The sequence below is a fragment of the Embleya sp. NPDC056575 genome, assembly GCF_042793325.1.
Classification (GTDB): domain Bacteria; phylum Actinomycetota; class Actinomycetes; order Streptomycetales; family Streptomycetaceae; genus Embleya.
The window spans coordinates 139,922-161,449 of record NZ_JBHTVA010000002.1; the positions used below are offsets into that span (position 1 = coordinate 139,922).

Sequence of the window (21,528 nt, forward strand, 5' to 3'; positions counted from 1 at the left end):
ATGGGTCAGGCCGCGGCGGTCGCGTGCGGTTCCGGGATCAGGCGTACCGGCAGGGATTGCATGCCGGAGAGGATGCTGGAGTAGATCGGCTGCGGCGGCCCGAGCGGCTCGATGTCGGCTACCAGGCGGCGCAGTCCGTCGAGGACGGCCTCGACCTCCAGCCGCGCCAGGTAGTGGCCGAGGCAGAAGTGCGAGCCGTACGCGAAGGTCAGGTGTTTGTTGGGGGAGCGGTTCAGGTCGAAGCGGTCCGGATCGGCGAAGACCTCGCCGTCGAAGTTGGCCGAGGAGATCCACACGCTGACCGCGTCGCCGGCCGCGAAACGGTGGCCGTCGACCGTCACGTCGGAGGTGACCGTACGGCCGCCGTGCAGCGACGGGTGGGTCCAGCGCAACACCTCCTCCACCGCGGTGGACATGTCCACTTCGCCCTTCTTCAGGGCCGCCCACTGGTCGGGGTGCTCGACGAGGGCGAGCAGGCCGCCGGTGATGGCGTGCCGGCCGGTCTCGTCGCCGCCGATCATCAGGCCGTAGCAGTTGGCCATCAGCTCGGCGTCGGACAGGTGTTCCCCGTCGATCCGGCTGCCGGCGAGCAGGCTCACCACGTCGTCGTGCCTGCTGTCCCGGCGGGTCTCGGCCAGGTCGGAGAAATACAGCAGGATCTCGTTCTTCGCCGTCCAACTGTCCTGGTACGGGGCATCGGCGTAGTCGGAACTCCACGCGTGCGAGGTCAGATCGAGCAGCTGCCGCCGGTCTTCCCGGGGAATCGCGAGCAGGTCGCAGATGGCGCCCAGCGGCACGTTCCCCGACACGTCGTGGGCGAAGTCGCAGGTGCCCTTGCGGATCGCCTCGACCAGCAGCTGATCCACCGTCACCCGCAGCGCCTGCTTGATCTCCTCCAACATCCGGGGAGAGAAGGCCCGCATCAGGATGTTGCGGATCTGCGCGTGCCGTTTGCCGTCGGTCACCGCCAGCATGGTGCCCGACGCCGAGTCGCCGCCGGTGAGGATCGTGGCCAGCGCGTTGCCGCCCTCGGTGGTGAAGTGGTCCTTGCCGCGATAGACGGTCATCGCGTCGGCGTAGCGGCTCACCACCCAAAAGCCGGGGCGCGACTCGCGCGGGGTGTGCCAGTGGATCGGCCGGTGCGCGCGCAGGTGGCGCCACACCTCGCGCAGGTCGTACTCGGCGTGCAGCCGAGCGTCGGCCAGGTCGATGTCGTCGATGTCGTCGGGGGAGATCACGGGTCGGGTGTTCACGCCTGGCTCCTCTGATGCCCGTTCGCGCGGTTCAGCCGGTTGGTTTCGGCCACCGCGGCGAGGGCCTCGATCGTGGGGTGGTCGATCAGGTCCCGTGGTGAGATCGACAGTCCCGCCCGGCGGGCCTCGCGGATCAGCACGATGGTGAGCATGCTGTTGCCGCCGAGCTTGAAGAAGTCGCCGTCGATGTCCACCGCGGACAGGTTGAGCGCCTTCGCGAAACACGCGACGAGCGCGGCCTCGGCCGGGTTTCGCGGCGCCCGGCCCGGGGCGGCGGGCGCCTCCTGCGGCGCCGGCAGCGCGGCCCGGTCGAGCTTGCCGCCGGGCGTGAGCGGGAACTCGGCGACCTCCACGAAGGCGGCGGGCACCATGTACGCCGGCAGGAACCGCTCGACGTGCTCGCGCAGGGCGGCGGGATCGAGCGCGGCCTCGCCCGCCGGCACCGCGTAGGCCACGATCCGCGGGCCGCCCGGCGTGTCGTCGCGGACCACGGCGACCGCGCGGGCGACATCCGGGTGCTCGGCCACCGCGGCGGCCACCTCGCCCGGTTCGATGCGATACCCGCGGACCTTGACCTGGTCGTCGGCCCGACCGTGAAAGGTCAGGCTTCCGTCCCGTCGCCAGGACATCAGGTCCCCGGTCCGGTACATGCGCCCCCCGGGCGAGAACGGGTCGGCCACGAACCGCGCGGCGGTCGGACCCGGCCGCCGCAGGTAGCCCCGGGCCAGACCGGGACCGGCGATGTACAACTCGCCGACCACCCCCGGCGGCACCGGGCGCAGCCCGTCCGCGAGTACGTAGACCGATCGCCCGGCGATCGGCCCGCCCACCGAAGGCCGTCCCGAACCCGACAGCGGCTCGCTCATGGTCGCGCACACGGTGGCCTCGGTCGGGCCGTAGGCGTTGATCGTCCGGTGGTTGCCCGACCAGGCCGCGGCCAGTTCGGCCGGGCACGCCTCGCCCGCCATCACCAGGGTGCGCAGGCCCGGCAGCCGAGGTTCGGCGAGTCCGGCCACCGCGACCGGCGGCAGGACCGCGTGGCTGATCCGCTCGTCGACGAGCACCCGTTCCAACTCCTCGCCGACCAGCGGCCCGGCGGGTGGGACGACGAGGGTGGCGCCGGCGGTGAAGGCGGCCAGCAGTTCGGTGATCGACGCGTCGAAGCTCGGGGAGGCGAACTGCAGGACACGGCTGTCCGGCGCGACGGCCATGCGCGCCACCTTCGCCGCCGCGAGCGAGGCCAGGCCGGCGTGGGTGACCACGACCGCCTTGGGGCGTCCGGTCGTTCCGGAGGTGTAGATGACGTACGCCGGATCGGCCGTCCGGTACGGGGGTCGGTCGTTCGCGGCCTCGGGTTCGGTGTTGGCTACGGCGGCGGTCTCGGTCTCGGTTTCGGCGTCGAGTGTGTCGAGCGCGGTGCCCGTCTCGGCCTCGTCCAGCACGATCCGCTCCGGCCCGACACCGGCCGGCGGCGCCGCCCCGGTGGTCGTCACCAGCAGCGTGGGCCGCGCGTCGCCGAGCATGAACGCGACGCGGTCGGCCGGGTATTCGGGATCCACGGGCAGGTAGGCGGCGCCGGCCCGGCCGACCGCGACGATCGCGACGACCATCGCCACCGAGCGGGGCAACACGAGCGCGACGATGTCCTCGGGACCGTGACCCCGACGCCGGATCAGCCGGCCCAAGCCGTCGGCGCGGCGGTCGAGTTGGGCGTAGGTGAGGGTCTCCCCGGCGCCGACCAGCGCGGTCCGGTGCGGGTTGGCCCGGGCCTGGCGCCGCACCACCTCCGCGAGCGAGATCGCGGGCGGGTCCGCGCCGTTGTCGTTCCACTCGGTCAACATCCGGTGGTGTTCGTCGCCGCTCAGCAGGGCGATCGTGCCGAGCGGGCGATCCGGATCGTCGGCGAACGCGTCGAGGAACCGCACGAGCAGGTTCGCCGGCAACTCGGTGGCGGTACCGTCCGCCGCGCGCACGCACAGCCGCACCCGCCGGCCCGGACGCACGGTGCAGCGGATCGGCACCGCGTCGGCGGGCGAGCCGACGGGGTCGGTGCCGGCCATGTACACCGCGCTGTCGAACAATTCGCCGGCCGAGTGGTCCCGGCCCGGATCACCCTCGGCCGGTCCGGGCCGCGCCTCGGCCTGCCGGGCCGTCGCGGCCAGCGAGGCGGCCGGCCGGTACCGCAGGTGGACGGGACGTATCGCCCCGCCGAAGACCACGTGTTCGTTGCCGGTCAGCAGGCTCGACACCGCGCCCCAGGCGGCCCTCACCACCGATTCCAGGGTCAGGCCCCGGGCCTCGCAGTGCGCGGTCAGCCGAGCGCTCGCCGCCTCGGACAACTTCCGCTCGGTGCTCGCCGGCGCACCGGTCTCGGCGGCCCCCGCGAGCGCCGGCACCAGCAGGGTCGGTTCCGCCGGCGCGGGCGGGTACACGCCGCCCCGGGCGTGCTCGGCGGGAGGGGTGTCCAGGTCGCCGGCGTATGTGGTGTGCAGGGTCATCTCGTCTCCGATGCGTTGTGGGCCGGCGCTGCGCCGGCGGCCTCGGCCTCCGCGCGCAGCCGCATCCGGTCGGGTTTGCCGAGGCCGAGCACCGGCAACTCCGCGCGGAACGTCACGACGGCGGGGGACTGGTTCGGCGACAGGACTGCGGCGACGTGCTCGCGCAGTTCCTCGGCGGTGACGTGCCGGCCGTCGCGCACGACCACGGCGGCATGCACGCGCTCCACGCGGTCGGCGTCGGCGACCCCGAACACCGCCGCCTGCGCCACCGCGGGGTGCCCGGACAGGGCCTTCTCCACGGCCGCCGGATACACCTTGATGCCCTTGGTCTTGACGACGTCCGCGAGCCGGCCGCGCAGGTGCAGATATCCGTGCTCGTCCAGGTGTCCGATGTCGCCGGTGTGCAGCCGACCACCGCGCAGGGTCCGCGCGGTCGCCTCCGGGTCCCGCCAATACCCGGCCATCACCAACGGCGTATGCACACACACCTCGCCGACCTCGCCGGTGGGCAGTTCACGCTCGTCGAGCGGGTCCCGGATGCTCAGCGTCACCGGTACGACGGGCCGGCCCACGGTGCTCAGCAACTCCGGACGGGTGTGGTCGTCACCGGTCAGCCGGCAGATCAGGCCGCACTCGCTGCTGCCGTAGATCTGGCCGAGCACCGGGCCGAAGACCTTCACCGCCTCGGCGAGTCGGTCGGCGGAGGCCGGGCTGCCGGTGTAGCCGAGGTCGCGCAGGCTGGAGAGGTCGGTGGTGCCGACGTCGGGATGGTCCGCCAGGGCGTACACCTGCGGGGCGGACAACATCACCCGGGATATCCGGTGCCGGCCCACCGCGCGCAGCACCGCCGCCGCGTCGAACCCGTGGTGCAGCACGACCGTGCCGCCGGACACCAGGACGTTGTCCGAGGTGAACGCGGCCGTATGGGTCAGCGGCGCGGTGACCAACATCGTCTGCCGGTGCCCCAGGGCGGCCATCCGCGCGGTGACGTCGTTGCGCACCTCGAACGACCAGCACACCCCCTTCGGTCGACCCGTCGAACCGCTGGTGTAGGTGACGACGGCGAGTTCGCCCTGTGCGGCGTCGGCCGGATCGAAGGCGTCGGGCAACGGCAGGCTCAGGTCCGTGACATCGGCACCGAGGTCGCCCAATCCCACCAGGAGCACCGGCCGTTCGAGCCGGGAGCGCAACTCGCGGGCCCGGGCGGCGTTGTCCGCGTCGATCGCGAACACGGTCGCCCCGGTGCTCGCGACCATCTCGAACTGCTCGCCGGCGCGCAGTACATCGCCGGGGTCGACCGCGTTCACCGTGCCGACGTGCACCACGAGGGCGCCGACGAGGCCGGCGGCGTAGCGCAGGACGAGCGTCGCGGGGGTGTTGTTGACCGTCATCACCGCGACCACGTCGCCGACGCCGACGTCGTGCGCGCGCAATCCGGCGGCGGCCGAGCGGACCGCGGCGGCCAACTCGCCGGCGCGGGTCGGGATGTCCTCGTGGACCAGGCTGATCCGGTCCTCGTCGACGGATAACGACTCCAGGATCTGTCGGACGTAGTGGTCGTTGCCGGGCATGGCGTACTCCCATCCGATGTACGGCTGCAGGGTGCGGCGCCGCCGCGTGATCACGGGCGGGCCTGCGGGATTCGTGGGTATTCCGTCGCGGTGCCGGGCTTCGGGCCGGCACGCGGCGCCGGACCGGGTTGCCGCGGTGGGCAGGGCAGAGACTGTCGGATCGGCGCTCGAAGCGGAACCGTGCCGCTGCGGGATCCTGCTGGAATTCGCCGAGTCTAGGCAGGGTCGGCGACGGGGTCCAGACCGATGCGACCCGCAGGCGTCACGGTGCGCACGGCGGGTCGGTCGTCGGGGAACCGACCGGTGGACAGCGCCATTTGCCCTGCTAGGCTCCCGCCTCCGAACTGTTGGGGGGAGGCCGCCGTGGCCGCAGTAGCCATCATTTCCGGGGCGGCCCGGGCCGGCGACCCGCTCGCCGCCGGGCTGGCGGACGCGGGATTCGATCTCGCCGTGTTGGGTCCGTCCGCGGATGCCTGTGCCGCGGCCGTGGAGTGCGCGCGGCGGTCGGGTCGGCGGGCGCTGGCCGTGGAGGTACGCGCGGGCGAGGCCGATTCCGTGCAGGGGGCGGTGGATCACGTCGACGTGCACCTGGGGCCGCCTTCCCTGCTGCTGCACGTCGTCGGGGCGCCGCCGAGCGGGCCGCCGGGCGGCGCGGTGGCCGGCCCGGTGGCGGACTGGGACGGGCAGGTGGGCGGGCCGCTGCGGGAGACGTTCCTGATCAGCCGGGCGGTGCTGGACCCGATGATTCGGGAGGGGTGCGGGCGCATCGTCACCGTGGTCGACATGCCGGACGCCGCCGACGGGCGGGAGAACGCCACCGTGCGGGCCGCGTTGGAGGGGTTCACCCGGACGCTGGCGCTTGAGGCCGACGCGTTCGGCGTCACCGCCCACCTCGTCGTCGTGGGTCGGGGCGTACGGGCGGCGGGGGAGATCCTGCCGCCGGCGCCCGGTCCGCACGCACCGGGCGGGCGCGCACCGGCGGCCGAACTCGCGGCCACGGTGGCGTTCCTGGCCGGCGACGGGGCCGGCATCGCCTCGGGGGAGGTCGTCCACGTGGCGGCTGCCGGCGGGATGCCCTGAGCGGGGCCTCGGACACGGGCTCGGACAGCGCCCCGCGCCGGGCCCCGAACAGGGCCTCGGACAGCCTCAGTCGCGCCGCCGATCCGCCCCGGCGAACTGCGCCGCGTGCAGCCGCGCATAGGCGCCGCCCGCCGCGCACAGTTCCTCGTGCGTGCCCTGCTCGACGAGCCGACCCGCCTCCATCACCAGGATCAGGTCCGCGTCGCGGATCGTGGACAACCGGTGCGCGATGACGAAACTGGTCCGCCCGGTGCGCAGCGTGTTCATCGCCCGCTGGATCAGCACCTCGGTACGGGTGTCCACGGAACTGGTCGCCTCGTCCAGGATCAGGATTCCCGACCCGCCCAGGAACGCGCGTGCGATGGTGACGAGTTGCCGTTCGCCGACGCTGAGATTGGTACCCGCCTCGTCCAGCATCGTGCGGTAGCCGTCGGGCATGGCGCGCACGAAGTGGTCGACGTGCGCCGCGCGCGCCGCCTCCTCGATGTGTTCGGCCGTCGGGCGGTCCGCGCCGTACCCGATGTTGTCGGCGACGGTTCCCCGGAACAGCCAGGTGTCCTGCAACACCATCCCGATGTTGCGCCGTACGTCCTCGCGGGTCATCGTCGCGATGTCCACGCCGTCGATGGTGATCCGGCCCGAGGTGAGGTCGTAGAAACGCATCAGGAGGTTGACCAGGGTCGTCTTCCCGGCGCCCGTGGGGCCCACGATCGCCACCGTCTGCCCCGGCTCGGCGGTGAACGACAGGTGCTCGATCAGCGGTTCGTCCGGCGTGTACCGGAAGCAGACGTCCTCGAAGACGATGCGGCCCCCGAGTGCCACCGGCCGTACCGGCCGCGCCGGATCGGGCGACTGCTCCTCCGCGTCGAGGAGTTGGAAGATGCGCTCCGCCGAAGCGATGCCGGACTGGAGCAGGTTGCTCATGGTCGCCATCTGGGTGATCGGCTGGCTCATCTGGCGGGAGTACTGGACGAACGCCTGGACGCCGCCCAGGGTGACCATGCCGGCGGTGGCGAACAACCCGCCGCTCACCGCGACCAGGACGAAGTTGGCATTGGCCAGGAACAGCATGGTGGGTTGGATCGTCCCGGAGACGAACTGCGCCCGGAAGCCGACCCGACGCAACTCCCGGTTGTGCATGTCGAAATCCCGCCGAACCTCCTCCTGCAGCCCGAAGGTCCGAACCACCGAGTGGCCCGCGTAGGTCTCCTCGATGTGCCCGTTCAGCCGGCCGGTCGTGGCCCACTGCTCGACGAAGTGGGGTTGTGCCCGGCGGCCGATCCGGGCGGCGCCGATCAGACACAGCGGGACCGTGGTCAGCGCGACCAGCGCGAGCAGCCACGACACCCAGAACATCACCGCGACCACCCCGGCGATGGTCAGGACCGACGTGAGCAACTGGCTCAGCGTCTGCTGCAGGGTCTGGGTGAGGTTGTCCATGTCGTTGGTCGCGCGGCTGAGCACGTCCCCGCGCGACTGCCGGTCGAAGTAACTCAGCGGCAACCGGGAGAGTTTCGCCTCGACATCCTCACGCAGCCGGAAGCCGATTCGCTGCACCAGTCGGGCGGTGCACCGGGCCTGCACGATGCCGAACACCCCGGAGAAGAGGTACAGCAGCAGGGCCGCGAGCAGGACCCAGCCCAGCCGGGTGAAGTCGATGCCGTGGCCGGGCGAGACCGGCAGCGGGGACACCAGGTCCGCGAGCCGGTCGTGCCCGGTCGCCCGCAGGTGGGCGACGGCGTCGGCCTTGCCGACGCCGGGCTGCAATTCGGCGCCGATGTGTCCGGTGACGATGACGTCGGTGGCCTTGCCGAGCATGAGCGGTCCGAGCACCGCCAGGGTGACGGCGACCACCGCGCAGCCGGCGGTCGCGGCGATGAGCAGGCGGTCCGGACGCAGGGTGTGCGCCAGGCGGCGGATCGAGCCGCGCAGGTCGAGCACCTTGGCCGGCGGCATCCCGCCGCCCATCGCCCGCCCGGCGCCGACCGCACCGGCCAGGGGCGCGCGCGGCACGGTGGGCCGCGCCGGGTCGCCGGGCTTCCCGATACTCACGCCGCCTCCTGGTCGTCGGGCTGGGACAGGGCGATCTCCCGGTACGTGGCGTTGTGTTCGAGCAGTTCGGCATGCGTACCGGCGCCGACCACACGTCCCTCCTCCAGTACGAGGATGTGGTCCGCGTCCCGGATGGTGCCGACCCGCTGCGCCACGACGAGCACGGTCGCCTCGGCGGTCTCGTCGGCGAGCGCGGTACGCAGCGCCGCCTCGGTGGCGTGGTCGAGGGCGGAGAACGAATCGTCGAACAGGTAGATCGCCGGCCGACGGATGAGCGCCCGGGCGATGGCCAGCCGTTGGCGCTGCCCACCGGACAGGTTCGAGCCGCCCTGGGTGACCGCCGCCTCCAGCCCCCGCGGCAGCCGTTCGACGAACTCCCGGGCCTGCGCGACCTCCAGGGCGTGCCACATCTCGGCCTCGCCGGCATCGTGCCGGCCGTGCCGGAGGTTGTCGGCGATGGTGCCGGAGAACAGGAACGGCCGCTGCGGTACGTAGCCGACCTGTGCCGCGAGCAGCGCCGGAGCCAACTCCCGTACGTCGGCGCCGCCGACGCGGACCGTGCCCGCGCTCGCCCCGATCAGCCTCGGCACCAGGTTGAGCAGGGTCGTCTTCCCGCTGCCCGTACCGCCGACGATCGCGGTGACGGTGCCCGGTCGGGCCACCAGGTCGATGCCCTGCAGGACGGCCGAATCGGCGCCGGGATAGCGGAACTCCACTGCGGACAGCTCGACTTCGCCGGATCGGGGCAGTGCGGTCGAGGGGCGCTCGGGCGCCCGCAACATCGGTTCGGTGCCGAGTACGCCCTGGACGCGTTCGGCACTGACCTCGGCCCGGGGAATCATGGTGAACATGAAGGTGGCCGACAGAATCGACATCAGGATCTGCATCAGATACGACAGGTAGGCGGGCAGCGCGCCGATCCGCATCGACCCGCCGGAGATCCGATGCCCGCCGAACCACAGCACGGCGACACCGGACACGTAGATGACCAGCATCAGCATCGGGAACATCACCGCCGTGAGCCGGCTGACGCGCAGCGACACCTCGGTGAGCTCCTCGTTGGCGGCGGTATACCTGCGGCGCTCGCGGTCGTCGCGGACGAACGCCCGGATGACCCGGACGCCGGTGATCTGTTCGCGCAGGATGCCGTTGGTGCGGTCGAGCCGCCGCTGCGCCACCCGGTGCAGCGGAAGCATCCGGCCGACCAGGACACCCACGATGACGACCAGTACCGGGATGACGACCGCGAACAGGCCGGACAGCGGCCCGTCCAGGCGCAGCGCCATGACCACGCCGCCGACGCACACGATCGGCGCGGGCACCAGCAGGGTGCCGGTGAGCAGCGCCAGCAGTTGCACCTGTTGCACGTCGTTGGTGGTGCGGTTGAACAGCGACGCGGTGCCGATCCGGTTCACTTCCTGGGCGGAGAAGGACAACACCCGGTCGAAGACCGCTGCCCGCAGGTCGTAGCCGAGGGCGGTGGCGATCCGGGCGGCGAGATAGGCCGCCGTGATCGAACAGAGGATCTGGCCCAGCGCGACCGCCGCCATCACGCCGCCGATGCTCAGGATGTATCCGTTGTCGCCGGTGAGCACGCCGTTGTCGATCAAATCGGCGTTGAGGCTGGGCAGTTGCAGTGCGGCGACGGCCTGACCGACCTGTAGGAGCAGGAGCAGGATCAGGGAACGGCGGTAGGGGCGCAGGTGGTTGCGTAACAGGCGCAATAACATCAGCGTCGCGCCCGCTTGGTCGACCGGGGCGGTTGGCGCGTCGGGTCGAGGGTCGGGGTGGGTGCGGGGACTGGATCGGGGGCTCGATCGGGGGCTTGCTCGCGCACGAGCAGGCCGTCGAGGAGCAGCGTGGCGATCTCGTCGGTGTCGAGCGCGTCGCCGAGGCCGAACGTGCCGCGGGTGGTGGCGAATACCATCGCCACCACCAGTTGCGCGACCATGGTCGGCGGGCGGCGCAGCGTGTCGCGGTCGGGCTCGACCACCTCGGCGACCGCCGCGACGAGGCGTTGCCGGTAGCGCGCCACCTCCGCCAGGAACGGTTGCCTGACCTCGGCCGGCACGCTCTGGCTGCGCAGCGCGGCCACGAGCGGTTCGGTGGCGACGAGTTGGTCGGCGATGACGCGGATCACCGCGCTCAGCCGGTCGCGCAGGTCCGGGTTCGGATCGATCGCGGCGATCGCGGCGACGATGGGTGTCGGCTCGAAACCGCTCAGCACGGCGGCGTGGACGAGCGAGTGTTTGTCCGGGAACACGCTGAAGATCGTGCCCTCGGCGACGCCGGCGGCTCGGGCGATCTGCTGCGTGGTCACCGATACGCCGCGTTCGAGGAGGAGGGGGAGGGTGGCGGCGATGATGGCGGCGCGCCGCTCCTCGGGTTCGAGGGAGGGCGCGCGCCGCCGCCGAGTCGCCCCGCTTGTGGTGTCCGTCACGTGCACGACGCTAATGAATGAGTGCTCACTCAGTCAAACAAGGCCGCACGCCCTAGCATCGAGACCGTGCCGCGCCGACCCGACGGAAGGAATACGATGATCTCCACGCCACCCGACCTGTTGGACGAACTCGCCGAGGTGTACCGGGACTTGCACCGACACCCCGAGTTGGCCTTCGAGGAGCACCGCACCGCTTCCCTGGTCGCCGCACACCTGCGCGCGCTCGGCTGCGACACGGTCGAGGGGGTCGGCGGCACCGGCGTGGTGGGCGTGTTGGCCCGGGGGGAGGGGCCGACCGTGCTGCTCCGCGCCGACATGGACGCGTTGCCGGTCACCGAGAAGACCGGCCTGCCGTACGCGTCGACGACGGACGGGGTCGCCCACGCCTGCGGCCACGATCTGCACACGACGTGGCTGATCGGTGCCGCGACCGAGTTGGCCGGTCGATTCGCCGACTGGTCGGGCCGGGTGTTACTGGTCTTCCAGCCCGCGGAGGAGATCGGCCGCGGGGCCCGGGCGATGCTCGAGGACGGCCTGTACGCACGATTCGGCACCCCGGCGGTCGCGTTGGGGCAACACGTGGGTCCCGGGCCGGCCGGCCGGATCGGGTACCGCGACGGGGTCACGATGGCCGCCGGCGACGCCATCCGGGTCCGGCTGCGCGGCAAGGGCGGCCACGGCTCGCGGCCGGAGGCGACGGTGGACCCGGTGGTCCTGGCCGCCGCGACGGTGATGCGCCTGCAGACCGTGGTGTCCCGGGAGGTGGCGGCGACCGACCCGGTGGTGCTGACCGTGGGGTCGATGCACGCGGGTACCAAGGAGAACATCATTCCCGACGAGGCCGAACTGGGCCTGACCCTGCGCTCGTTCGACCCCGCGGTCCGCGACCGGGCACTGGCGGCGATCGAACGGATCGTGCGGGGCGAGGCGGCCACGTCCGGGGCGCCGGAACCGGAGGTCGAACTGCTCTACAGTTTCCCGGCGTTGGTCAACGACGAGCAGGTCGGCGAGGCGGTACTCGCGGCGTTCCGCGCGCAGTTCGACCCGGCGCGCGTCGTCGCGGCACCGCTGATCCCGGCGAGCGAGGACTTCGGCCTGCTGACCGACGGCGGCCGCATCCCGTCCGCGTACTGGTTCGTCCGAGGCACCGACCCGGCGCTGTACGCGGAGGCCCAGGCGGCAGGCCGGATCGCGGAGAACATCCCCACCAACCACTCCCCCCACTTCGCCCCAACCCTCGACCCCACGCTGGCCACCGGAGTACAAACCCTGGTATCCGCCGCCCACACCTGGCTCACCCGCTAGCACCCGGTTCCAGCCGCCGCGGTCGTGCGATCTCCACTGTCCCCGCCCGCGCTCTCGACCTTCCCGCCCCCGCCGCACCGCCGAAGCAACTACGAAGGCACCAACGGCCGCGCGCGGCGGGACTGCGTGCGGGAACGGTCTGTCGTAGCGTGGGGGCATGGTCGATGTGTTCGAGTATCCGCCCATGGAGTTCGGCTTTCCCGGGGCGTTGCGGGATGCGCTTGTTGCCGCGGTGCTCGATGGGACGAAGACCAGTACCACCGGTGTGCTCGCGGACTACGAGCATGCGGGGGAGGAACTTCCGCGGGTCGGGGATCGGTACACGGTCGTCGACTCGGAGGGATGTGGTGTCGGCGTCGTCGAGATCACCGAGGTCCGTGTGTTGCGGCTGGCGGATGTCGACTGGCCGCATGTTCGCGACGAGGGTGAGGGCGATACCTCGATCGCGCAGTGGCGGGCCAATCACGAGAAGTTCTGGCACGGACCCGAGATGCGGGCGGCGATGGACGATCCCGGGTTCACCGTCGATGACGACACCCGGGTCGTTGCCCAGCGCTTCGAACTCCTCCCGCGCGGCGAAGACACGCGCTAGGCGCGATCGCGAGGAGGGGTCGGAAGATTTTTCGGAGAATCCGTGGCTCGATGTCGAGAACGAGACGTGGGCTCCGACCCATCCGTGAAACGGACGCGCAGGCCTGAGGGCATCACAGGAGGAAAACGTGTCTCAGCTGTTGAGGGTTCAGAATTTCAACGTGTCGAGTGACGGCGTGGGTGCCGGTGAGGATCAGAGTCTCGAACGGCCGTTCGGATATGATCATCCCGAAAGACTGTTCGCCTGGGCGGGGGCGACCGCCAGTTGGCCGATGCGTACCGATCCCGGGGGCAGTCGGGGGCTCGACGACCACTTCACGCGGGACTACGACCGCAATATCGGTGCCGAGATCATGGGCCGCAACAAGTTCGGGCCCCAGCGTGGGCCCTGGCGGGATCACGAGTGGCTTGGCTGGTGGGGGGACGAGCCCCCGTTCCGGACGCCGGTGTTCGTGATGACCCACCACGAGCGTCCCTCGTTCACGCTCTCCGACACCACGTTTCACTTCGTCGACGACGACCCGGCCACGGTTCTCGACAAGGCGCGCAAGGCGGCGCAGGGCAAGGACGTGCGGCTGGGCGGCGGGGTCACCGTCATTCGGGAATTCCTGGAGGCCGACCTCGTCGACACGATGCATGTGGCGGTCTCGCCGCTGAAGCTGGGGGGCGGACTGCGCCTGTGGGAATCCCCCGACGAGCTGCTCGACCGGTTCCACCTCGATGTCGTGCCCAGCCCGAGCGGCGTGGTGCACCACCTGTTCTGGCGCAAGTAGCCACGGCCGCCGACCGCGCTTCGGGGGTGGGGAATGATTCCGGGGCGGTGTCGGTTGTGATGGTCGTCGGTGAGGGTGTGCCCCCGGGCCCAACCATTGCCTCCGTGGAATACCGCTCGGCTGGAGCCACGGTGTGCCTTCCGCCGTGAGGCGGCCCCCTCACCGGCCCTGACGCTGCACTCGGCGCCGCTCCCCCCACCCGGGAGCGGCGCCGTCGTGCTTCGAGGCGAACGCCGGGCCGCCGCATCACCTCCATCCGTGTGCTCGGCGACTCCGCGCGCTCGCGGCCCGGGTTCGCGCCACCGGAATCGTGTGCGCTCCGGCGCCCGCATTTCGCATTGCTTTCTTCCCGTGAACATCCGAGCGTTTCGGCGTAGGACGGGGTCCGGCGGGACAAGGATCGATCCGACCCGTTTTCCCAGTGACCCTGTGGAGGACCACTGTGCGCACGAGGCTGACCGTCTCCGCCGCCGCAGGCGCGCTCGCCCTGCTCCTGTCCGTCCCCGCCTCCGCCTCGGCCGCCGCCCAGGCCGGCCCGGGAGCCCCGGGCATCGGCGACCCCTACTACCCGACCGCCGGCAACGGCGGCTACGACGTCTCGCACTACGACATCCGGCTCAAGTACCAGCCCGCCACCGACGACTTAGAGGGCGCCACCACCATCCTGGCCACCGCGGGCCAGGACCTCACCCGCTTCAACCTCGACTTCGTGCTCAAGGTGAACGAGGTGCTGGTCAACGGCCGCCCCGCCACGTTCGCCGCCACCGGTGAGCACGAACTGGAGATCACCCCCGCCCGGGTGATCACCAAGGGCAGCCCGATCACCGTCGTCGTCCGCTACGCCGACCGCCCCGGCACGGTCCTGCGCGGCGGCGTGTCGGGGTGGTTGCGCACCCCCGACGGCGGCATCGCCGCCAACGAGCCCGAGGGCGCGGCCTGGTGGTATCCGAGCAACGACCACCCGACCGACAAGGCCACGTTCGACGTCTCCGTACTGGTGCCCGACGGCACCCAGGTGATCAGCAACGGCACCTCGACGCAGAGTTCGCGGGCCGGCTGGACCCGCTACAACTACCGGCAGACCAAGCCGCAGGCCACCTACCTGGCCACGGTGGCGATCGGCAAGTTCGACATCCGCACCGACACCACCCCCGGCGGACTGCCCGTCATCACCGCCTACAGCAGGGACCTCGGCGACAACGCCGGCGCGGCGCAGGCCAGTGTCGAGCGGACCGGCGAGCTGGTCGACTGGCTCAGCGGCCGATTCGGCCCGTACCCGTTCGGCACCGTCGGCGGCTACGTGCCCAACGTGCCCACCGGCTACGCGCTGGAGACGCAGGGCCAGATCTTCTACAGCCCGGCGCAGTTCGCCCGCGGTGCCAACACCTCCGTCGTGGTGCACGAACTGGCCCACCAGTGGTACGGGGACAGTGTGTCCGTGCGGCGCTGGAGCGACATCTGGCTCAACGAGGGCTTCGCCCGGTACTCGCAGTGGTTGTGGTCCGAGCACGAAAACGAGGGCACGGCCCAGGAGTTGGCCGACTACGTCTACAACCTCTACCCGGCCGACAACGTGTTCTGGACCATCAAGCCGGGCGACCCGGGCCCGGACCAGCAGTTCGCCGGCGCGGTATACGACCGGGGCGCGGTGGCGGTACAGGCGCTGCGCAACGCCGTCGGGGACGAGAAGTTCTTCCAAATCCTGAAGGGCTGGCCGACCGAGCGCAGGTACGGCAACGCCACCGTCCAGGACTTCCAGGCGTACGCGGAGCGGATCTCCGGCAAGCCGCTGGCCGAACTGTTCACCACCTGGCTGTTCACGCCGTCGAAGCCCGCGGCGGGGTCGGCCGGAGCGGCGACGCCGAGCACGGCGAAGCCGAGCCTGACGCCGAGGGCCACCGCGGACGCGGCGCCGGAGCCGAAGTCCTGGAAGAAGATCCAGGAGACCAACACCGTGCACGATCACAAGGATTGACGATCCGTCGCACGTGAAGCCCGAAAACGGCCCGGCCGGCCGCCCGGAGCGGCCCGCCGGGCCGCGGCGCGAGCCGCACATGCCGGAGGCGACGAACCAGCGTCATGCGCGGGGCGGTTCGGGTCGGGCGAGGTGATTGCCGGACCATGCTCCGAGGGCGACGGAAGCCACGGATACGAGGCCGGCCCTGTGCGCTTCCTCGGCGACTTCGCCCGGGTCGAGGCAGCCGGGTTTGCCCGTCGCGGGGGTGAGGACCCAGATCGCGCCCGTGTCGGCCAGAGCCCTTGCCGCATCGGTGAGTTCGCAGGCCAGATCGCCGTCACCGGCTCGCCACCACAGCAGGACGGCGTCCACGACCTCATCGGTTTCGTCGTCCACCATCGCGCCGCCGATCGTGTCCTCGATGTCGGCGCGGATCCGGTCGTCGGTGTCGTTGTCCCAGCCCGGTTCCCGAACCAGCGCATGGCTCGAACGAGGCCCATTCGCCGCGCGTGGTTGGGCGCGTCCGCGGCAGCCCCCATCACAACCTCTGCTCTCGACACCCGTCCGTACGCCCGTGCACGCGGGCGCTACCAGCCGATCGTCGGGTGGAAGCCGATGCAGTCGGGGTCTTGCAGCGGGCAGCTCGGATGCGGCTCGCGCTCCTCCTGCGGGGGCGTCGCGGCCGGCATGCGCGACCGGGCGACGGCTTCGGCCGCGTACACGTACTCCGCACACGTGCAGGTCCGGCACCCGCCTCGACGTTCGGGCGGCCCGCTGTGCCGGGAACGTCCGTGACCACACAGGCATTCGAACCCTGCCATCCGGACCTCCGCGCCTCGGCAGCACTCCGTCCACCACGATAGCGCGGCCCTCGGGCGTCGCGTTCGTCCGTCGGGTGCGGGTGGGTGGCGGACCCCCCGGACGGCGCGTTGGCCGGGCGGTACGCCCCGCCGGGGGACGGTGACGGTGACGAAGGCGCCGCCGACGAGAGCACGTGTCATGCGGGCCGCCCCGATCCCTTCAGCGGCGGTGACCGACCTCGACGTTCTCCAGGATGCCGAGCGCGTCCGGGACCAGGATCGCGGCCGAGTAGTAGGCGCTGACCAGATACGAGATGATCGCCTGCTCGTTGATGCCCATGAAGCGCACCGACAGGCTCGGTTCGATCTCGTCGGGGATGCCCTCCTGCCGCAGGCCGACGACGCCCTGGTCGTCCTCGCCGGTGCGCATGCACAGGATCGACGTGGTGCGCTGCTCGGTGAGCGGGATCTTTCCGCACGGGAAGATGGGCACGCCGCGCCATGCCGGAAGCCGGTGCCCGTTGAAGTCCACCGAATCCGGAACCAGACCGCGCGCGTTGCACTCGCGTCCGAAGGCGGCGATCGCCTTGGGGTGGGCGAGGAAGAACTTGTTGCCGCGGCGGCGGGAGAGCAGTTCGTCCATGTCGTCGGGACCGGGGACGCCGTCGTGGGGTTGGATGCGCTGGCTGTGGTCGCAGTTGGCGAGCAGGCCGAACTCGCTGTTGTTGACCAGCTCGTACTCCTGGCGCTCGCGCAGCGCCTCCACGGTCAGGCGCAACTGCTGTTCGGTCTGGTTCATCGGCTCGTTGTACAGGTCCGCGACCCGGGTGTGGACCTTGAGCACGGTCTGGGCCACGGAGAGTTCGTACTCGCGCGGCGCCAACTCGTAGTCCACGAACGTGTGCGGGATGACCGCCTCGCCGACGTGGCCGGCGACCATGTCGATCGCCGCCTCGCCGTACTTGTTGGTCCGCTGCTTCGGGATCCGCGCCACGCCGTCGAGGTGGGCGCGCAGCGACTCGGCCCGCTCGGCGAGGTTCCGCACGTCGGCGAGGGTCAGTTCCAACACCGTGCACGGCGTGCTCGCCCGGAACGTGCACGGCCAGGTCGGCTCCGCCGCGGTCAGACACTCGTCGCCGAAGTACGCGCCGTCCGCCAGCGCGCCCAGAACCGTTTCACCGCCGTACGGCCCCGACCCCACTCGGTCGACACGTCCGTGCGCCAGCAGGAACACCCGCTCGACGCTCGCCCCGGACTCGGCCAGCACCGCGCCCGCCGGGTATTCGCGCTGCTCGCAACGCCGGGCCAGCTCCGTCAGCACGGCCTCGTCGGGATAGTTCCGCAGTGCCGGCAGCTCACCCAGTTCGGCCGGGATCACCTCGACCCGGCCCGCGGTCTGCACGAAGGTGACCCGCCCGTCGCCCACCGCGTAGCTCAGCCGCCGGTTCACCCGGTACGTACCGCCCTGCACCCGCACCCACGGCAACATCCGCAGCAGCCACCGGGAGCTGATCTCCTGCATCTGCGGGACGGACTTGGTCGTCGTCGCCAGATTCCGCGCCGCCGCGGTGTCAAGGCTCTGTTGTTCCCGTTCCCGATCCGCGGATGGCCGCGAATTTGCGTCGACCGACATGAAGCGCCTCTTCCTCCCGAGCTTGGAGCGGACAGGAACAGCCTGACAACAACGAGGGTAATTCTGCTACTACACGAAAGAGTGAATGCGTGCCCGGCATGCGGCAATTGAACGGGATTTCGGTCGATAAGACACGACGACATCGTCCGTGGAAAGGATTCGGGTTTCGCCTCGGCGCGAAGCAGGAAAGCGGAATCACTCGTCGCACTTCCGGATCACGGTGCATCGCCCGTTTTCCACCGGATCGGAACCGGCGGATCCCCGGCGGCCATCCGGGTCCGCCCGTGCGCCCGCCGAGGCCCCGTCGGACCGGATGCCACCCGCTCGCAGACGTGTGATGCACAGGTCATCCACGGTGTGCGCCCGGCAAACATGCGACAGGAAGTTCACTATATCGAATGACAATCGACCCCTCCTCCTTGCCGAATCGGGGCGTCGCCCTAACCTGTTTCCCGGATGCGAGAAGGACGCTCTCCGACCATCCTTACTTTCGACCCGCCGCAGACGAGACGCACCGCCACAATCACATCGCCCCGACGCCACGGGCGGCCCCACCCACCGGATACGGGAATTAGCTCCCCGTCGTTTTCCCGGACCACCGGGCATGTATTCCCCTGCCCTCCGAGTCCGGAAATGCGCGCCCGGATTCCGCCTATCCCGACTTTCGGCGAAACCGCTCCATCCGATCACCGCCCCATCCGATCACCCAAGGAGTCACGGATGCCCGATCACTCGCTCCCTCCGGTGCCGACACCGGACGCACGGGCCGCGGCGGCGCCCGCCGCGGTCCGCGCCGCGCCCGAGGACGGCGTCCGGGGTGATCCCGATCCGGCTCGCGAGGTCCTGAAGCGGGTGTTGCGCGGTCCGAGCGGCCTGGGTACGGCGGGTCTGTACCTGGCGCGGCGTGCGCGACCACCGGCGCCCTGTCGGGAGATTCCGGGTCTGTACTACCACCCCGTGGCCGAGCCGGACGAGGTCCGGGTGGCGGAGGTCGGTCGCCGGATCAAGGACTGGGCGGTGGACGAGGTCGCGCTGTTCCCGCCCGAGTGGGAGGACCAGTTCGACGGTTTCTCGCTGGGCCGGTACATGGTGGCGTGTCATCCGGACGCGCCCACGATCGAGCACCTGATGGTCGCCACCCGGTTGATGGCCGCGGAGAACGTGCTCGACGACTGCTACTGCGAGGACCACGGGGGTTCACCGGTGGGCCTGGGCGGGCGTCTGCTCATGGCGCACACCGCCCTCGACGCGGTGCACACCACGCCGGAATACCAGGATCCCTGGGCGCGGTCGCTGCACGGTGACGCGCCGCGGCGGGCGTACCGCTCGGCGATGGACTACTTCCTGCGGCTCGCCGCCGGCCCCCGGGCGGATCGGTACCGGCACGACATGGCGCGTCTGCACCTGGGTTATCTCGCGGAGGCCGCCTGGGCGCAGACGGAGTACGTGCCCGAGGTGTGGGAGTACCTGGCGATGCGGCAGTTCAACAACTTCCGTCCGTGTCCCACCATCACCGACACCGTCGGTGGGTACGAACTGCCCGCCGACCTGCATGCCCGGCCGGACATGCAGCGTGTCATCGCGCTGGCCTCCAACGCCACCACCATCGTCAACGACCTGTACTCGTACACGAAGGAACTCGCCGCCCCGGGGCGGCACATGAACCTGCCCGTGGTGCTCGCCGAACGCGAAGGTCTCGACGAGCGCGAGGCGTTCCTCAAGGCCATCGAGGTGCACAACGACCTGATGCGCGCCTTCGAGGCGGAAGCCGCCGCGGTGGCTCTCGCGTGTCCCGTGCCCCAGGTGGCCCGCTTCCTGCGCGGGGTGGCGGTGTGGGTCGACGGCAACCACCACTGGCACCAGACCAACACCTATCGCTACGGCCTGCCCGACTTCTGGTAACCAAGAGGAGATCCATCGTGACCCAGACAGCCCAACCCGCCATCTCGGTGACCATCCCCGGCCCGGCGACGCCCTACCAGGGCGACATCGCCCACTACTGGGATCACGAGGCGCGGCCGGTGAACCTGCGCCTCGGTGACGTGGACGGCCTCTACCACCACCACTACGGCATCGGGGCGGTCGACGACTCCGCGTTCGCCGGCTCCCAAGGCGGCGACCGCGAGACCAAGCTCATCGCCGAACTGCACCGACTGGAGTCCGCGCAGGCCGATCTGCTCCTGGACCATCTGGGGCCGATCGGGCGCGAGGACCGGCTGGTGGACGCCGGTTGTGGGCGCGGCGGCTCCATGGTGATGGCCCACCACCGCTTCGGATGCTCGGTCGACGGGGTGACCCTCTCCGCCAAACAGGCCGAGTTCGCCAACCGGCGCGCCCGCGAGCTGGGCATCGACGCCTCGGTGCGGGCGCACGTGTGCAACATGCTCGACATGCCCTTCGCGAGCGGTCGGGCGCGGGCCTCGTGGAACAACGAGTCGAGCATGTACGTCGACCTGAACGACCTGTTCGCCGAACACGCCCGCATCCTCGCCCCCGGCGGCCGGTACGTGACCATCACCGGCTGCTGGAACCCCGTCTACGGCCAACCCTCCAAGTGGGTCTCGCAGATCAACGCCCACTTCGAATGCAACATCCACTCGCGCCGCGAGTACCTGCGGGCGATGGCCGACAACCGCTTCGTGCCCCAGGCCGTCATCGACCTCACCCCCGCGACCCTGCCCTACTGGGAACTGCGCGCCACATCCTCCCTCACCACCGGCATCGAGGAAGCCTTCCTCAACTCCTACCGCAACGGCTCCTTCCAATACCTCCTGATCGCCGCCGACCGCATCTGACCGCATCCGACCGCCGGGCGGTGATCGCCGCCCGGTCCCGGAACCGTTCCCACGCCTGACGGCGCGTCCGCTCTTCCCACCTCTCTTCCCGCCTCCTCGCGACGACCGTAGCACCGGTTTTCTCCGAATGGAGAAAACTTTGCCGAGGAACTAAGGTGGCCCCCATGTCCACTCCCGTCCGAGCACCCCGATCGGCCGGCGGCGCGGCGCGGCGCGAGGCCCTTCTCGACGCCACCGTGCGGTTGCTCGCCCGGGACGGCGCCCGGGCGGTGACGCACCGCGCCGTGGCGGTCGAGGCGGGCACCACCCACGGCTCCACCCGCTACTACTTCGGCACCCGTGAGCAGCTGCTCGACGAGGCCCTGCGCCGACTCGCGGGCCGGCAGATCGACGAGATCCGCACCGTGCTGCGGCGCTCGGCCACCGCCGACCCGCAGGAGTTCGCCACCCGGCTCGCCCGCTACATGACGGACACCGTCGCCGGCGATCGGGACGCGAGCATCGCCCGATACGAGCTGTTCCTGGAGGTCGCCCGCCGACCCGAGCTGCGCCCCGCCCTGGCGGAGTGGGGGGCGGTACAACGCGAGGCCCTGGCCGCCCGGTTGGCGGCCGTGGGCGCGGCCGAGCCCGAGGCCGCCGCCGCCGACCTGCTGACCCTGCTCAACGGCCTCGTCCTCGAACAACTCGCCACACCCGACGACGACTTCGAGCACACCCGCCTGCGCCCCGCGATCCTGCGCCACTGCGCCGGCCACGGATAGGCCCTGTCCGGGCCCGCCG

Annotated in this window: 17 protein-coding genes; 8 read left to right on the forward strand and 9 right to left on the reverse strand. The window is 71.1% G+C overall.

Going from position 1 to position 21,528, the window contains the following annotated elements:
• Positions 1-5 precede the first annotated feature (5 nt).
• Genes ACFRCG_RS01905 through ACFRCG_RS01915 form a run of 3 tightly spaced genes read right to left on the reverse strand, consistent with a single transcriptional unit; the run spans position 6 to position 5,322 of the window.
• Positions 6-1,253 carry a cytochrome P450 gene (locus ACFRCG_RS01905; RefSeq protein ID WP_380027673.1) on the reverse strand — a complete coding sequence of 416 codons (1,248 nt, stop codon included), beginning with the start codon at positions 1,251-1,253 and terminating at the stop codon, positions 6-8.
• Positions 1,250-3,751, reverse strand: coding sequence for an amino acid adenylation domain-containing protein (locus tag ACFRCG_RS01910; RefSeq protein WP_380027675.1), 2,502 nt, complete (start codon positions 3,749-3,751; stop codon positions 1,250-1,252). The genes ACFRCG_RS01905 and ACFRCG_RS01910 overlap by 4 nt, the downstream gene beginning before the upstream one ends.
• The gene (locus ACFRCG_RS01915) at positions 3,748-5,322 is read right to left on the reverse strand and encodes an AMP-binding protein (protein ID WP_380027677.1); all 1,575 of its coding nucleotides are present in this window, start codon (positions 5,320-5,322) and stop codon (positions 3,748-3,750) included. Before ACFRCG_RS01915 ends, ACFRCG_RS01910 begins: the two co-directional genes overlap by 4 nt.
• Before the next feature lie 363 nt (positions 5,323-5,685).
• On the opposite strand from ACFRCG_RS01915, the gene ACFRCG_RS01920 reads away from it, so the two are divergent.
• Positions 5,686-6,402 (forward strand): SDR family oxidoreductase, encoded by a 717-nt coding sequence (locus tag ACFRCG_RS01920; protein WP_380027679.1) that lies wholly within the window; start codon positions 5,686-5,688, stop codon positions 6,400-6,402.
• A gap of 66 nt (positions 6,403-6,468) precedes the next feature.
• On the opposite strand, the gene ACFRCG_RS01925 is transcribed toward ACFRCG_RS01920, so the two are convergent.
• Genes ACFRCG_RS01925 through ACFRCG_RS01935 form a run of 3 tightly spaced genes read right to left on the reverse strand, consistent with a single transcriptional unit; the run spans position 6,469 to position 10,894 of the window.
• On the reverse strand, positions 6,469-8,454 hold the full coding sequence (locus tag ACFRCG_RS01925; protein ID WP_380027681.1) for an ABC transporter ATP-binding protein: 1,986 nt from the start codon (positions 8,452-8,454) through the stop codon (positions 6,469-6,471).
• On the reverse strand, positions 8,451-10,184 hold the full coding sequence (locus ACFRCG_RS01930; RefSeq protein ID WP_380027683.1) for an ABC transporter ATP-binding protein: 1,734 nt from the start codon (positions 10,182-10,184) through the stop codon (positions 8,451-8,453). The genes ACFRCG_RS01925 and ACFRCG_RS01930 overlap by 4 nt, the downstream gene beginning before the upstream one ends.
• A complete protein-coding gene (locus ACFRCG_RS01935) occupies positions 10,184-10,894 on the reverse strand; it encodes a TetR/AcrR family transcriptional regulator (protein ID WP_380027685.1) in 711 nt (236 codons plus the stop codon). The genes ACFRCG_RS01930 and ACFRCG_RS01935 overlap by 1 nt, the downstream gene beginning before the upstream one ends.
• 96 nt (positions 10,895-10,990) lie before the next feature.
• Here ACFRCG_RS01935 and ACFRCG_RS01940 point away from each other — a divergent pair, with 96 nt between their 5' ends.
• The 4 genes from ACFRCG_RS01940 to ACFRCG_RS01955 all read left to right on the forward strand — a co-directional run bounded on the left by ACFRCG_RS01940 (position 10,991) and on the right by ACFRCG_RS01955 (position 15,538).
• Positions 10,991-12,199: an amidohydrolase gene (locus tag ACFRCG_RS01940; RefSeq protein ID WP_380027687.1), complete on the forward strand. Its 1,209-nt coding sequence runs from the start codon at positions 10,991-10,993 to the stop codon at positions 12,197-12,199.
• Between the two features lie 157 nt (positions 12,200-12,356).
• A complete protein-coding gene (locus tag ACFRCG_RS01945) occupies positions 12,357-12,791 on the forward strand; it encodes an ASCH domain-containing protein (protein ID WP_380027689.1) in 435 nt (144 codons plus the stop codon).
• Between the two features lie 127 nt (positions 12,792-12,918).
• Positions 12,919-13,563, forward strand: coding sequence for a dihydrofolate reductase family protein (locus tag ACFRCG_RS01950; protein ID WP_380027691.1), 645 nt, complete (start codon positions 12,919-12,921; stop codon positions 13,561-13,563).
• A gap of 442 nt (positions 13,564-14,005) precedes the next feature.
• Positions 14,006-15,538 carry a M1 family metallopeptidase gene (locus ACFRCG_RS01955; protein WP_380027693.1) on the forward strand — a complete coding sequence of 511 codons (1,533 nt, stop codon included), beginning with the start codon at positions 14,006-14,008 and terminating at the stop codon, positions 15,536-15,538.
• Positions 15,539-15,640: 102 nt separating this feature from the next.
• On the opposite strand, the gene ACFRCG_RS01960 is transcribed toward ACFRCG_RS01955, so the two are convergent.
• The 3 genes from ACFRCG_RS01960 to ACFRCG_RS01970 form a co-directional block, all read right to left on the reverse strand.
• A complete protein-coding gene (locus tag ACFRCG_RS01960; protein WP_380027947.1) occupies positions 15,641-16,162 on the reverse strand; it encodes a DUF3052 domain-containing protein in 522 nt (173 codons plus the stop codon).
• Complete coding sequence (locus tag ACFRCG_RS01965) at positions 16,108-16,341, reverse strand: hypothetical protein (protein WP_380027695.1); 234 nt, start codon at positions 16,339-16,341, stop codon at positions 16,108-16,110. Before ACFRCG_RS01965 ends, ACFRCG_RS01960 begins: the two co-directional genes overlap by 55 nt.
• Positions 16,342-16,540: 199 nt before the next feature.
• Entirely contained in the window at positions 16,541-17,953 is a 1,413-nt protein-coding gene (locus ACFRCG_RS01970; protein ID WP_380027697.1) for a family 2B encapsulin nanocompartment shell protein, read from the reverse strand.
• 633 nt (positions 17,954-18,586) lie between these two features.
• Here ACFRCG_RS01970 and ACFRCG_RS01975 point away from each other — a divergent pair.
• The 3 genes from ACFRCG_RS01975 (at position 18,587) to ACFRCG_RS01985 (ending at position 21,509) form a co-directional block, all read left to right on the forward strand.
• Entirely contained in the window at positions 18,587-19,855 is a 1,269-nt protein-coding gene (locus ACFRCG_RS01975) for a family 2 encapsulin nanocompartment cargo protein terpene cyclase (RefSeq protein ID WP_380027699.1), read from the forward strand.
• Between the two features lie 17 nt (positions 19,856-19,872).
• Complete coding sequence (locus ACFRCG_RS01980) at positions 19,873-20,748, forward strand: geranyl diphosphate 2-C-methyltransferase (protein WP_380027701.1); 876 nt, start codon at positions 19,873-19,875, stop codon at positions 20,746-20,748.
• A gap of 164 nt (positions 20,749-20,912) precedes the next feature.
• Entirely contained in the window at positions 20,913-21,509 is a 597-nt protein-coding gene (locus ACFRCG_RS01985) for a TetR/AcrR family transcriptional regulator (protein WP_380027703.1), read from the forward strand.
• The last annotated feature ends 19 nt before the right edge of the window (positions 21,510-21,528 follow it).